At 35.7% G+C, this 13,876-nt stretch carries 13 protein-coding genes; 9 read left to right on the forward strand and 4 right to left on the reverse strand.

Annotated features, from left to right (window positions below; translation table 11 throughout):
• Positions 1–10: 10 nt before the first annotated feature.
• Together cls and ypfJ are read left to right on the forward strand one after the other, a co-directional pair.
• Positions 11–1,570, forward strand: a complete 1,560-nt coding sequence (gene cls, locus ACQV2Q_RS04110; protein ID WP_428873148.1) for a cardiolipin synthase — start codon at positions 11–13, stop codon at positions 1,568–1,570.
• Positions 1,571–1,587: 17 nt separating this feature from the next.
• A complete protein-coding gene (ypfJ, locus tag ACQV2Q_RS04115) occupies positions 1,588–2,529 on the forward strand; it encodes a KPN_02809 family neutral zinc metallopeptidase (RefSeq protein ID WP_428873149.1) in 942 nt (313 codons plus the stop codon).
• Positions 2,530–2,588: 59 nt separating this feature from the next.
• On the opposite strand, the gene pepD is transcribed toward ypfJ, so the two are convergent.
• Positions 2,589–4,004 (reverse strand): beta-Ala-His dipeptidase, encoded by a 1,416-nt coding sequence (pepD, locus tag ACQV2Q_RS04120; protein ID WP_428881983.1) that lies wholly within the window; start codon positions 4,002–4,004, stop codon positions 2,589–2,591.
• Between the two features lie 242 nt (positions 4,005–4,246).
• On the opposite strand from pepD, the gene ACQV2Q_RS04125 reads away from it, so the two are divergent.
• Complete coding sequence (locus ACQV2Q_RS04125) at positions 4,247–5,524, forward strand: RNA polymerase subunit sigma-54 (RefSeq protein WP_428875246.1); 1,278 nt, start codon at positions 4,247–4,249, stop codon at positions 5,522–5,524.
• Between the two features lie 44 nt (positions 5,525–5,568).
• Here ACQV2Q_RS04125 and ACQV2Q_RS04130 read toward each other — a convergent pair whose 3' ends face one another.
• A complete protein-coding gene (locus tag ACQV2Q_RS04130; RefSeq protein ID WP_428881985.1) occupies positions 5,569–6,252 on the reverse strand; it encodes a hypothetical protein in 684 nt (227 codons plus the stop codon).
• 227 nt (positions 6,253–6,479) lie between these two features.
• On the opposite strand from ACQV2Q_RS04130, the gene ACQV2Q_RS04135 reads away from it, so the two are divergent.
• The gene (locus tag ACQV2Q_RS04135) at positions 6,480–7,790 is read left to right on the forward strand and encodes a uracil-xanthine permease family protein (RefSeq protein WP_428881986.1); all 1,311 of its coding nucleotides are present in this window, start codon (positions 6,480–6,482) and stop codon (positions 7,788–7,790) included.
• A gap of 65 nt (positions 7,791–7,855) precedes the next feature.
• Here the strand turns inward: ACQV2Q_RS04135 and ACQV2Q_RS04140 are convergent, their stop codons facing one another.
• Both ACQV2Q_RS04140 and ACQV2Q_RS04145 read right to left on the reverse strand, forming a co-directional pair.
• Positions 7,856–8,263 carry a transposase gene (locus ACQV2Q_RS04140; protein ID WP_428875430.1) on the reverse strand — a complete coding sequence of 136 codons (408 nt, stop codon included), beginning with the start codon at positions 8,261–8,263 and terminating at the stop codon, positions 7,856–7,858.
• Between the two features lie 421 nt (positions 8,264–8,684).
• Positions 8,685–9,008 carry a helix-turn-helix domain-containing protein gene (locus ACQV2Q_RS04145; protein ID WP_428881987.1) on the reverse strand — a complete coding sequence of 108 codons (324 nt, stop codon included), beginning with the start codon at positions 9,006–9,008 and terminating at the stop codon, positions 8,685–8,687.
• Positions 9,009–9,313: 305 nt separating this feature from the next.
• Between ACQV2Q_RS04145 and ACQV2Q_RS04150 the strand changes: the two genes are divergently transcribed.
• The 5 genes from ACQV2Q_RS04150 to ACQV2Q_RS04170 all read left to right on the forward strand — a co-directional run bounded on the left by ACQV2Q_RS04150 (position 9,314) and on the right by ACQV2Q_RS04170 (position 13,868).
• Complete coding sequence (locus tag ACQV2Q_RS04150; protein WP_428876078.1) at positions 9,314–10,012, forward strand: zinc metallopeptidase; 699 nt, start codon at positions 9,314–9,316, stop codon at positions 10,010–10,012.
• A gap of 20 nt (positions 10,013–10,032) precedes the next feature.
• On the forward strand, positions 10,033–11,238 hold the full coding sequence (locus tag ACQV2Q_RS04155) for a YcjF family protein (protein ID WP_428881988.1): 1,206 nt from the start codon (positions 10,033–10,035) through the stop codon (positions 11,236–11,238).
• A 151-nt stretch (positions 11,239–11,389) separates the two neighbouring features.
• Positions 11,390–12,367: a metal ABC transporter solute-binding protein, Zn/Mn family gene (locus ACQV2Q_RS04160; protein WP_428881989.1), complete on the forward strand. Its 978-nt coding sequence runs from the start codon at positions 11,390–11,392 to the stop codon at positions 12,365–12,367.
• A gap of 23 nt (positions 12,368–12,390) precedes the next feature.
• Complete coding sequence (locus ACQV2Q_RS04165) at positions 12,391–13,086, forward strand: metal ABC transporter ATP-binding protein (RefSeq protein ID WP_428876081.1); 696 nt, start codon at positions 12,391–12,393, stop codon at positions 13,084–13,086.
• Entirely contained in the window at positions 13,044–13,868 is an 825-nt protein-coding gene (locus ACQV2Q_RS04170) for a metal ABC transporter permease (protein WP_428873159.1), read from the forward strand. Before ACQV2Q_RS04165 ends, ACQV2Q_RS04170 begins: the two co-directional genes overlap by 43 nt.
• Positions 13,869–13,876: the final 8 nt, after the last annotated feature.

The raw sequence follows: 13,876 nt of genomic DNA on the forward strand, positions 1-13,876 counted from the left end.
GGGAGAAGGTATGGGGAAAAGAACAAATGAGACAAAGCCTCTAATTGTTCGTTTATTAATTATCGCTGCCTTAACTATTCTCCAGATTATATGGATAGTTGTATTGGTCAAAGATCTAATTGCCTATTCTGTTTGGCTAAACCTCTTTATGACTATTGTATCTTTTGGGATCATCATTTATTTGCTAGATAAGAACGAAAGTCCTGCTTATCGCTTATCATGGATTGTGTTATTAGCAGTTTCACCTATCATAGGCTCTTTGTTTTATCTCTATGCTGGTAACAAACGACCTTTGGCAGATATGACAGAACGACTTAATCGTCAGAATCGCTATCATTTAAGGGACTTAAAAAAGGTGCCCAATGCCTTAGGGTCGCTAGCACAAGATAATCCACGGATTGCAGGCATTGCAAAGTATGTCAATGATTACGCAAAAATGCCTGTTTCTGCGGGGGTAGACGTTAAGTATTTTGCGAATGGCGAATCAATGATGGAACCACTTATTCAAGACCTAGAGTCAGCACACTCACATATTTTTCTTGAATTCTTTATTATTGAACAAGGTCAAATGTTTGATCAAATCTTTGACGTGCTTAAAAGAAAAGCTCAAGAAGGTGTAGAAGTACGTTTAATATATGATGATTTCGGTTGTCTTTTAAGACTTCCTAAAGACTTTGTCGAACAAATGGAGGCATTTAATATTAAGGCCCTTAAATTTAACCCAGTGCGGCCAATTGTTTCTCTTGTTTACAATACTCGAGATCACCGCAAGTATATTGTTATCGATGATAAGATTGCTTATACAGGGGGTCTAAACATTGCAGATGAGTATATTAATGCGGTGGAGCGATTTGGCTATTGGAAAGACACTATGATTCGTATTAAAGGTGCTGCTGTATGGAACATCTCACAAATGTTTTTAACTATGTGGAATGCCTACGTAACTGAAGATTCAGATGACAAAAAATTTACTGACCAAGCCAGTTTAGATGAAAGTTTAAGTATTATCGAAGGTAATGAGTCCAGCGGCTATGTCCAACCCTTTAGTGATACACCTTTAGATAGTGAAGTAATAGGTGAAAATGTCTATCGTGAGATTCTCAACACCGCAGAGCGTTATGTTTATATTTTTACTCCCTATTTAATTATTTCCTATGAGTTACAAACGGCTATGACTTTAGCAGCTAAAAGGGGTGTGGACGTGCGCTTGATGACACCAGGAATTCCTGATAAAAAATTAGTTTATCGAATTACTAGGTCTTTCTATCGTCCTTTGATAGAAGGTGGAGTAAAAATTTATGAATATACTCCCGGTTTTCTACATGCTAAGTCATTCGTTTCAGATGATCGGGTGGCGATAGTCGGTACCCTTAATTTAGATTATCGTTCACTATATCTTCATTTTGAAACGGCTACCTTGCTATACTATCATCCAGAAATAAAAGCGATTAAAGATGACTTTATTCAGGCACAGAGTGTGGCTGAATTAATTCGGATGAAGCACCTAAGACGTTCGATTGCTGGAAGGATTATCGACGCATTATTGAGATTGTTAGCTCCATTCGTCTAGTATTAAGGAGGCCGAAAATGAGATGGGAAGATTTAAGACGAAGTAAAAATGTTGAAGACCGTCGAAGCCAAGGCGGAAGTTCTTTTGGCGGAGGAATGGGCTCAGGCCGTTCGGGTGGTATGAGTGGTAATCTCCTAATGATGTTATTGATGTCAAAAGGGAAATTTAAATGGATTTTGATAGGAATCTTGCTTATTTCCTTTTTTACAGGAGGATCTTCTTTGTTAGGAGGCGGGCAACCAACGAATCGCAACTACGGTGATTCAGGTGTCGTTTTTGAAGATGCTAGTGAAAAGTCCGACTCTAACAATCAAATAACTGATGAAGAAGGAGAGTTTCTTTCAGTAGTATTAGCTAATACCGAAGATTTTTGGACTGAAAAGTTCGCTGAATACGATTTAACTTATAAAAGACCAAAATTAGTCCTTTACACAGAAGGAACAAATACTGGTGGATGTGGATTTGGCCAAAGTTCTGCAGGCCCCTTCTACTGTCCAGGTGACCAAGCTATCTATATAGATGTTAGTTTTTATCGTGAATTAGCTAATAAATATGGCGCTCCAGGAGACTTTGCGATGGCTTATGTTCTGGCTCATGAAGTGGGGCATCATGTCCAACAACAGCTAGGGACAATGGATGATTATCAGAAACTGGCTCAACAAAATCCAGGCGTTAAGAATGAATTAACGGTTCGCTTAGAATTGCAAGCAGATTATTATGCAGGAGCTTGGGCACGCTATGCTGATGAGCAAGGCATCTTAGATGAAGGAGACATTGAAGAAGCACTTCAAGCAGCCTTTTCAGTAGGGGATGATACTTTACAAAAAGAAACGATGGGGTATGTAGTTCCTGATTCCTTTACTCATGGAACATCTAAGCAAAGACAAGAATGGTTTGCTAGAGGCTATAAATATGCTGGTGATTTCCAAGAAGCAGATACCTTTAATGGTGATATTTAACAAAAAAGAACGCTTTATGAATTTTCATAAAGCGTTCTTTTTTGTTCTAAAGCTTTTCTCTAAAGCTTTTCAAGCAATTTGTTGATAAATTTAAAGGTTCTTTCAGTTGAAGAAATCGAAAGTCTTTCATTAGGGCTATGCACGTCTTTCATCGTAGGGCCTACTGCAATCATTTCCATTTCAGGGAAAGTGTCTGTAAAAACAGCCGGTTCAAGAGCAGCATGGACAACCTCAACTTTCATTTCTTTATTAAAAGTCTCTTTAAATGCTTCTAGGGCAGTCTCTCTAAGACTAGACTCTTTTGCAAATTCCCAAGCTTGATAATAATCTGCTTCAATCACATCAAATCCATTTTTTTGATAGATTTTTGTCACATTTTCAGTATGTTTATCAAAAGATTCAGGATTCGAACTTCTAAGGGAAATAGTGACTTTTAATTGACGATCTTGAATATCAAAGATAGCGAGATTGTTAGAACACTCAACAATATCAGGATATTCTTCCATCATACTATAGACACCGTGTGGAACTTCAGAGGTAAATTGCTCAATATTTTCTTGGCTTTGTGCCGATAAGACCTCATCTATATTATCAATTTTTTTAATGGTTACTTGCATGTCTTTGTCAAGAGGATATTTAGCGATTAAGTTTGTAAAATCAATAGAATAATCTTCTTCATCTGATGCAAATACTACTCTTGCATCGCGGGGTATCGCGTTATGTTTTGATCCGCCGACAATCGACACTAATTCATAGTCGGACACCTCTTTAATTAAGTTCATAGCCTGTAAGGCAAATTTAATGGAGTTTCCTCTTTTTTGGTGGATTTCCATTCCTGAATGTCCACCTAACATATTATTAATGGTTAATTCAAAAGTGTTTTTTAACTGGCGAGCTTGATATTTAAGTTTTTGCTTACCAATAAGGTTATGGCCACCAGAACAACCGGCCAGTAAGATGCCTTCTTCTTCTGCATCAATGTTAATTAATTTTTTGCCACGAATATTTTCTTTTTTTACAGCTCGTGCACCAGACATGGTGGTTTCCTCATCCGTAGTAACCAGCAATTCAAGAGCAGGGTGTTTAGCTTCTTTGTCTTCAATGATTGCTAGACCCATAGCTACTGCAATTCCATCATCTGCTCCTAAGGTTGTCCCTTTGGTTTTAACCCAATCCCCTTCTACTGCCAATGGAATAGGGTCTTTGGCAAAGTCGTGTTTTATGCCTTCTGCCTTTTCAGCCACCATATCCATATGTCCTTGAATGATGATTGGTTCATGATCCATATAGTCGGGATGGGCTGGCTTTCTAATAATAATATTATTAGCTTCATCTTGAATAGTTTCATAACCCAATTCTTTTCCTAAATGATACAGGTAGTCGCTAACTGCTTGTTCATTACCAGATTCTCTAGGTATTTTGGTTAACTCTTCAAAGTAGTGGAAGACTCGATTAGGTTGTAGATTTTCTAACAATTTAATTTCTCCTTTCATCTTAAGCGTCGACAAAATCAAACGCTATCAAATGGCTTTTAAGTTGATTATAAAACTAAAAAAAAGCAGATACAAAGGTTTTCAAAATTATTTTTAAAATTTTAGTCTTTTTAAATAATTTAAGCACATTAAATTGTGCTAGTACAAGAATTATGATTAGACGAAATTCTAAGCATTAGCTATAATAGAGAGAGAATGATAAAAGTCAGAAAGAAGGTGATTAGATGTCAGAAGAAGTAAAAATTTTTCGATCGCTTACACAAGAAGAAGTCACACAAAATCCATTACTTTTAGAAATTTTAGACTTAAATGGCGAACAGCTAACCTATTATTTTGAAGAAAAGTTTTTGGATAATCCGTTTATAGAGTTTGAATACCCTATTGAGCATAAGGTTTCCCAGATTTTACAAGAAAGAAGGCCTGCAGCTGATCCAGATATTGATATTCAAAGTCCAAGCTCTCCTCAAACATTAGAAACCTTCCTTTTCGAGCAGATTATGTTATATAGGCAAACACCGATTAGAGATGCTATGGTGCAAATGGTTCCCTTTTTAGATGAACGTGGCTATTTACCTTATAAATATGGAGAACTTGCAAAAAAACTACAAATAGACCCTATGATTGCCTTAGATGCCATTACTCTTTTTCAACAATTAGAGCCGACTGGGATTGGGGCTTATGATTTGAAAGAATGTCTAATGTTGCAAACAGACCAAGACCAACATTCGCCAAATCATGCCTATTTTTTATTAGAAAATTATTTTGCTGAATTATTAGAAGAAGATTATGCAGAGATTATGGAGCGTACAAACTTAACGCTAGCTGAAATCCAACAAATTGTTAATTATTACCATACATTGCGGACACGCCCATCTTCATTATATGAACGAATTGAGCGAATTAATTTGATTCCAGATGTTGAACTACAACTCATGGGAGAAGAAATACAAATTCACATTAACCGTCAGTATTATCCACGGCTAATTTTTGATCAAGATTATTATGATGAAATGGAAGCTAAAAATAATACTGAGCTTCAAGAATATATCCAACCGCATAAGGAATTCTACCAGCAAATGTTATCAAGTATTCGCTCTAGAGAGAAATTGTTAATTGCAGTGACTAAGATTATCGTTCAATCTCAGCTGCAATATCTCAAAGGAGAAGACAAAAGCCCAACGCCTTTATTAATTAAAGACATTGCTCATCAGCTGCGCTTATCTGAGTCTATTGTCAGTCGCATTATTATCAATAAGAACCTCGCTTATGGAGAGAATGTGTCTCCACTTTCGGATTTTATTAATGTTTCAGCAAAAGTCGGACGTAGTGGGTTGTCTGCTCTAAATATTCAAGCTTTTATTCAAGATGTTATAACAAAGCATGGCCAAGATGTTTCTGATCAAGAAATTATCGATCAACTGGCAGATAAAAAAATCATTATCAGTCATCGTTTAGTAGAGCGCTATCGTCAAAACATTCTAAAAAAGCAAGCAAAAGGATAAAGCATAAAGTCCCAGCCATTTAACAAATGGCTGGGACCTTATGCTTATTGCTGATAGAAAAAGAGTGAGTGTGTTGAATTGACTAGATGCATAGGAATAAGTTCCTTTGTTTGAGGACGATAATAAGCTAATAGCACTAATCGGTTTCCTACTTGTGTTAAAGCGTGGTTTATTAAACGTGTATCGTTATCACTGGCAATCTTTTCGGCTTCTTGGTAAGTTAAGGGTACGATGATGCGAGGAATAAAGATTGTTTCTCCATTGATTTGGAATTGGCTTTGATCAATAGAAACATCTAGTTGGCTTAAATCTTCCTCCGAATTAATTTGTGAAAGGATTTGATTTAAATCCTTACTTGCTACTTTATTTTTATTAACTTGTTGCTCTTGATTTGTAAAATTATTTAGATAATAGCTTTCCATGGCTTGATTAATATCTTGAGGCACTTCATCTGGAAGTGTCAAATTAGGGAAATCAGAAGAAACGCTTAATTTCTCTTTTAAAAAGCGAGGGGCTGTATTGCTCTGTTTATTTTTTTCTGTTTGCTCCTTTTGGCTATCTTCTGATTCAAGGTTTTCAGTTGTTTGACTAGTTATTTGGTCTTGGGAGACAGCAGCCCATTCTGATTGTTCATTTTTCTCATTAGCGGTTGGTTCTTGAAAGTATTGGAAAATCTGACAGGCAGATAATAAAAGAGATGCAATCATAAGGCTAAGTATTTTTTTCATGAAATCATTCCTTTTTGTTTCGTTCCATCAGTGTATCAGAAAAATATGGATATTAGGTAACAAGTTGATAACAAATTACTAAATTAAATCCTAAAAAGAGTGTGACAACTTGGTCAAACAATGATAAAATCGATTAGAAATGTAAGGACTTTTAATGCATTCCAGCGAGGATGCCAAAGTCTACTGAGTATTTTAAGTCCTTATTTTCAAATAAAGGGCTCTTTTTTATGCCTTCATATAAGGAGATTAAAATGGAAAATTCAAAAGATAAAATGACGCTATTGCTGCAACCTCACGAAAAGCCGGAGTTTACCAAAGGATTATTATTAAGTTTCCAACATGTTTTTGCTATGTTTGGAGCAACGATCTTAGTTCCCTTAATTTTAGGGCTATCTGTTTCAACTGCTTTGTTAGCAAGTGGGATAGGAACATTGATTTACCTTACTATAACAAAAGGGGAGGTACCTGTTTATTTGGGATCCTCTTTTGCTTATATTGCTGCCATGGCTTTAGCAATGGAACAACTAGGTGGGGATGTTTCTGCAGCGCAAACTGGAATCATGATGGTCGGTTTATTTTACGTTGTGATTGCTGGAGTAATCAAGTATACGGGCACCGATTGGTTGAATAAAATATTACCACCGATTGTTATTGGGCCGATGATTATTGTTATCGGTTTAGGATTAGCTTCTTCTGCAGTAAATAATGCTGGCTTTGTATCGGGTGGGGATTGGCGAAACATTTTCGTTTCAGTAGGAACGCTACTCATTTCAGTTTACATGCAGATATTTGGTAAAGGCTTCTTTAAAGTAATTCCATTCTTAATCGCTATTATTGGCGGCTATCTTCTTTCGTTAATGGTTGGAATCGTTGATTATACTCCCGTAATAGAAGCTAGTTGGATTCGTTTGCCGGATTTATCCCTTCCATTTGCTACACCTGTTGCAAATTGGCAACAATATAAGTTTTATTTTGGACCAGAAGCCTGGGCGATTTTACCAATTGCTTTGGTTACCATTGCTGAGCATACAGGTGATCATGTGGTTCTTAGTGAAATTTGTGATCGTAATTTTTTATCAAAGCCAGGATTACACCGAACTTTAGCAGGAGATGGGTTAGCTACTTTCGTTTCAGCTTTAATTGGTGGTCCTGCAAACACGACTTATGGTGAAAACTCTGGTGTGATTGCTTTAACAAGAATTGCATCTGTTAGTGTCATTAGAAATGCAGCTTTTCTAGCTATTTTGATATCTTTCTTTGGCAAATTTAATGCTTTAGTGGCATCAATACCTTCCGCAGTATTGGGAGGAATGTCGATTCTATTGTATGGTGTGATTGCTAGTAATGGTCTGAAGGTATTAATAAAAGATCACACTGACTTTTCACAATCTAGAAATTTAATTATTGCTTCAGCTATGTTGGTTATCGGATTGGGGGGAGCTGTTTTAGATTTGGGAGGCTCATTTGTTGTTTCCGGAACAGCCTTAAGTGCACTGGTAGGAATTACTTTGAATGCTATGTTACCTGAATTAAAATAAAAAATAATTAAGCATTTAGAATTTTGATGTGAACCCATAAACACGAACAATAATATTAAAATTAATTATGCGGCCTGCAACCTATATTCAATAGGTGAAAGGCCGTTTAATTTTTCTTTTAGCCTATGATGGTTATACCAATAAATAGATCTTTTTATTTCTTCAGCTAATTCATCTATACTATCATACTTAATCGCATAAAATATTTCTTGTTTTAGAAGCCCAAAGAAGTTTTCCATAGGCGAATTATCTAGACAATTAGCTCGTCTTGACATACTTTGTTTTATAGTGTTATCTTCAAGGATTTTTACCCATGACTTAGGTTGATAATGAAATCCTTGATCTGTATGAACTATTAAATGGTGATCTTGTGGAAGTTTCTTTACAGCATCTTCTAAGGACTTATTGGTAAAATATACAGTAGGTGATATATTTAAATGATATGATATTATTTCACAGTTAAATAAATCCATTATTGGTGATAGTTATAACCTGTTTTCAGAAGATTTAACTTTAAGTTTTGTTATATCACTCACCCATACTTCATTAGCTTTTTCTACTTTGAAGTTTCTATTTAATTTGTTATCTGCTATCCTACCTATTTCTCCTCTATATGAGCTATATTTCATTGTTCTTATGTGGAAATTTTTACATAGAAGTTTACTAACTTTCATGATTCTTAATACTCTTTTATGGTTAACTCTATCTCGCTTTTCTTTCCATTCGTAGAAAGACGTTCTTGGTAGTTTTGCTATATCAAGCCATATTTTTAACTTAATATCCGGTTTAACTAGCCTATTTCAAGTACTATTTTTGTCTTTTTTTGTTTGAGATTTTTTCTTTTGAATTAAGTCATCTAACTTTTTTAGATAGAGTATTTCTGCTTCAAGATATTCATTTCTTTGCCTTAGCTCTATTAATTCTTCTCTTTGATTTTTTTAACTTCTTAATTTCATTTGATTTATCGGTGTTTTTAGACATAGTCGTATCCCCATTCTTTATAGGTTTTCCTTCATTAGCATTGAATCTTTCAAAACCTTCTTGTTTATATTTTCTTTTCCAATTAGCAATTATTGAAGGATTATTAATTTTAAAGTACTCTGCTGTTTCTCTATAGGATAGTTCCTTGTATTGCCTATATTTTATTACAGATTTTTTTAATTCTCCGCTGTATTTAGTTTTAGACACAGATTTTCTAAGTCCTTTTTCTCCATACATTTTATCTTGTCTTATCCAATTAGAAACGTTTGAAGCTTTGACTCCAGACCTTCTTGAAAGAAATTTTCTTTCATATCCTTCTTCGATTTCTCTTACTAACTATAATATAAATTCAAAATTATATTTTGCCGTACAACCCCCCCTAAATCCTTGTTCGGGTTTAAGGGGTCAGTACATTTCTAAATGTTTTTTAATTTAAGTATCAGGACTGGGAAATTTTCATCTAAAAGTTACTAAAATAGAAAACCAAAGGAAGTTTTGATAGAATACTGTTTATAGTGTTTGAACTTTAAAGGAGGAATTCAATGTACCCCTACGGTTTTTATTTTGATTCAACATATATTTTAATACTAATAGGTATGGCTATTGTAATGTATGCTCAATGGAAGGTTAAATCAACCTTTGCTAAATACAGCGAATTAATGAGTGAGCGTAATATAAGTGGACAAGAAGCCGCGGAATTAATTCTGCAAGCAAATCAAATTCAAGATGTGAGAGTTGAAAGAGTAGCTGGGAACTTAACAGACCACTACAGTCCCAAAGAGAAAATCTTAAGATTATCGGAAGCTACTTATAGCAACAGCTCTGTAGCAGCGGTAGCAGTTGCAGCTCACGAGTGTGGTCATGCCGTGCAAGATGCTAAGAACTACCAATTTCTAAAATTAAGATCAGCTTTAGTTCCCGTATCACAATTTGGCTCAATGATTGGTATGCCAATTATCATTTTGGGTTTTCTTTTCCAAATGATGGGATTGGTAACAATTGGTATCATTGCACTATCAACGGCTTTATTATTTCAAATAGTAACTTTACCAGTTGAACTAGATGCAAGTAAACGGGCTTTAATTTCTTTGGAACAGCTAGATATCTTCACTCAAGGGGAGTTGCCCGCTGCTCGTAAAGTTTTGAATGCAGCAGCCCTTACTTATATAGCGGCTACTTTTTCAACGGCTTTACAAATTTTAAGGTTAATAATTTTATCTAATCGCTCGCGTAGGAATTAAGGCATAGATGGAGGCGAATTATGGATTTATGGAAGAAATTTAAGACTAGTCCTTTAAATCTTAACTTAGCACTTGATCTATTAAGGCAAGCAGATCAGGAAGTGGAAAAGATGGAGCCCATTCGCATTTTACTCGCTGGTAAAACGGGATCGGGAAAATCCACTCTTGTGAACGCTCTTTTTAGAGAAAATATTGCTTCAACAGGAGTAGGTCTTCCAGTGACTCAAAAGGTCCAGAAAATAACTAAAAAAGGCTTACCACTAGTTATCTATGATACTAAAGGATTAGAGTTACATTCAAAGTCGCAAGATGAAAGTATCCAACACTTACTTCATTTAGTAAAAGACGCTAAAAAAGGCGATGCGGTAGAGCCTATTCACTTGGTTTACTATTGTATCCATGCGACGATGGCAAGAATTGAACCGCAAGAAATTACCCTAATTGCAATGCTGGCTCAAGAACTGCCGGTTATTGTGGTCTTAACACAAGCAATTGGTGAGGATATTAAAGGCTTTAAAGATTCTGTTAAAAAAGCAGTCCCTCAAGTCCAAGGGGTTATTCCTGTTTTAGCCAAAGACTTTGAATTAGCAGGTGGCCAAAAAATTAAAGCTTATGGCTTAGAAGAGTTGACTAAACATAGTTATGAGTTTGTTCCGGAAGAGGTAGAGAAGGCTTTTATTAATGCCCAACGAGTAGACTTGGCTTTAAAAATAGCTCAATCTAGAAGTTGGGCAAACAAGTATATGAAAACAACTTTTGGAATTGGTCTAACCCCCTTACCGATTGCTGACTCAGCTCTTTTAGTTCCTATCCAAATTACAATGCTAGCTCACATTACTAGTATATTCGGCTTGTCTATCGATAAAAAACAAATTGTTAGTATGATGGCTGGGGTAGGAGGGACAGGTTTAGCGAGTATGGTGGGTAAGTACCTAGCTTCGTCAGCTGCTAAATGGGTGCCAGGAGTGGGATCAGTTACAGGAGGAATGGTTAATGGTTTTACTGCCTCAACTGTTACTCTAGCATTAGCTTATTCATACATTGAAATACTAAAGCAGATAACGCTTGCAGAGAATCAAGGGAAAAAGTTATTACCTAAGGAGATAACAGCTTTGATGCGCAAGACATTTGGTCAGGAGCTCGAAACAATCAGTCATCGATTTCCCGACAAGGTCAAAGATTCATTGCCAGAATGGATGACTAACAGTTTAGATCAATACGAGTAATATCAATTTAGCGGTTTGCCTTCTTAATAGAGGACTTACCGCTTTTTTAGTGAATTATATCTTAAAATTTACCTTGACAAACTTCTAGTAGGAAGATACTATACATAAAGATATATGTAACTATTACTATTTAAACGGAGGGTAAAATAATATGAATAAACTAATGAAAATAATAGCTACTATCTTTTTAAGTCTAGCGATGGTAGGTCATACAACTTTTAAAATTGTTTCTGCACAAGACAGGCCAAAAGTTATGGCCACTTTTTATCCAGTGTACTTTTTGGCTTCAGAAATAGCAGGAGATAAAATGGAGGTTTCTATGCTACTAGATGCCAATCAAGATGCTCACGCTTATGAAGCAAGTGCACAAGCTGCAATTAAAGTTCAAGAAAGTGATCTATTTATTTATCAAGATGATGAAATGGAATTTTTTATAAAGGATTTAATGTCTTTAGTTGATTTAGATACTACCAAAGTTTTAGAATCAACCGACGGCATTGATTTGTTATCCGGTGATGGTGAAGAGCACGATCATGAAGGTGAAGAGCACGATCATGAAGGTGAAGAGCACGATCATGAAGGTGAAGAGCATGGTCACGAAGGACACGTTCATGAATTTGACCCTCATACCTGGTTAGACCCAATGGTTTATAGTCAACAAGCCAAAAACATTAAAGAGGCAATGATAGAAATAGATCCTGATAATCAGAAGGTCTATGAAGAGAACTGTAAGGCTTTGGTTGAAAAACTTGAAGCATTAAATACAGAATTTCAGACTAAATTAAAAGATTTAGAAAATAAAACCATCGTGGTTCAACATAAAGCTTTTAGCTATTTAGCTCAGGCTTATGGCTTAGAGCAAATTTCAATTGGAGGACTTTCTTCAGATCAAGAACCTTCAGCCAAACAAATTGCTGAAATGCAAAAGCTATTAGCAGAAAAACAAGTGAACAAAATCTATGTTGATCCTGCTATTGATTCTAAGATTGCTCAAACAGTAGCAAGCTCTACTAAAGCAGAATTACTGCCCTTAAGAACTTTGGAATTAGTTTCTGAGGAAGAGGCAGCAGCAGGGGAAAACTATTTTACATTAATGCGTAAAAATCTTGAACAATTACTTCAAAATTAGAAACTAGTGTAAGGAGGCCAAAAATGAAGGTGTTATCCGTTAAAAACTTGTCTTTTTATTATGAAGAAGAAAAAGTTTTGAATAATATCACTTTTGATATCGCATCCGGAGAATTTGTTATTTTAACGGGAGAAAATGGAGCGGCTAAGTCAACGTTAGTTAAAAATATTATCGGTCTGTTAAAGCCAGCAACAGGAGAAATAAGTATTGCCAAAAAAAATAAAGCAGGAGATAAGCTATCGTTGGGTTATGTTGCACAAAACATTTCCGCCTTTAATTCAGGCTTCCCTAGCACGGTTCAGCGCTTTGTAGAGTCGGGTCGTTACAGTCAAAATAGATGGTTTAAATCTTTAGATGCTGAAGATTATGAACACGTTGATCGTGCCCTTGAAGCAGTGGGTATGGCGAATATGCGAGATAAATTAATCGGGCAACTTTCAGGCGGCCAAAAACAGCGGATTATTTTAGCGCGCGTTTTTGCATTGGATCCAGATTTATATGTTTTAGATGAACCGACAAACGGTATGGATAGCCAATCACGCCGAAAGTTCTATCAACTTTTGCAACATCTTACCAAGCATCATGGTAAATCCATCATGATGGTGACACATGCTGATGATGAAATTGAAGGCTTCTATGATCGTGAAATTCGCTTAATTAGAGAGGAGGGTTCTCCTTGGAGATGTTTCAGTATGACTTCATCCAACGCGCCTTTATAGCAGGATTAGCCATGTCCTTTATAACACCTATTTTAGGTCTCTTCCTCATTCTCAGAAGGCAATCTTTAATGGCAGATACCTTATCTCATATTTCTTTAGCTGGAGTTGCTTTAGGAATTATACTAGGTATCCAACCTACATACTCGACCATAGTGATTGTTGTGATTGCTTCACTGGGAATTGAGTATCTTAGAACGGTGTATAGACATTTCACTGAAATATCTGTGGCTTTAATGATGTCCACTGGTATGGCTTTAGCCTTGTTTCTTCTAAGCTTTAATTCCAATAGTGGTGTATTTAAAGTAGACCAATATCTGTTTGGATCGATTATCTTAATTCAAGACCAAGAGGTTTATTTATTAATTGGACTAGCGCTGGTGATTTTATGCTTATATCTAATTTTTAGAAAACCACTTTATATTATATCTTTTGATGAAGCTACTGCTAAAACAGCAGGACTGCCGGTTCGTTTTATTTCAACTTGTTTTTCAATTTTAACAGGGGTTGCTATTTCCATTATGATGCCAATTGTTGGTGTTTTATTAGTATCAGCATTAATTGTGATTCCTTCTTCAACAGCTATTAGACTTTCTAGGTCCTTTGAACAAGCAATAGCGATTGGTTTTGTGATAAACATCGTGGGAATTTACTTGGGATTATTCGCTTCCTACAGATTAGACACCCCTCCTGGAGCATCTATTACTTTAATATTTATTTTGATATTCGTTTTAGTAGCTGTTGTTCAAAGCCTACAAAGATACTTACGCAAACATAAGCATTGATAATTTTT

The sequence above is a fragment of the Facklamia sp. P12950 genome, from assembly GCF_050409465.1.
Taxonomy (GTDB): Bacteria; Bacillota; Bacilli; order Lactobacillales; family Aerococcaceae; genus Facklamia.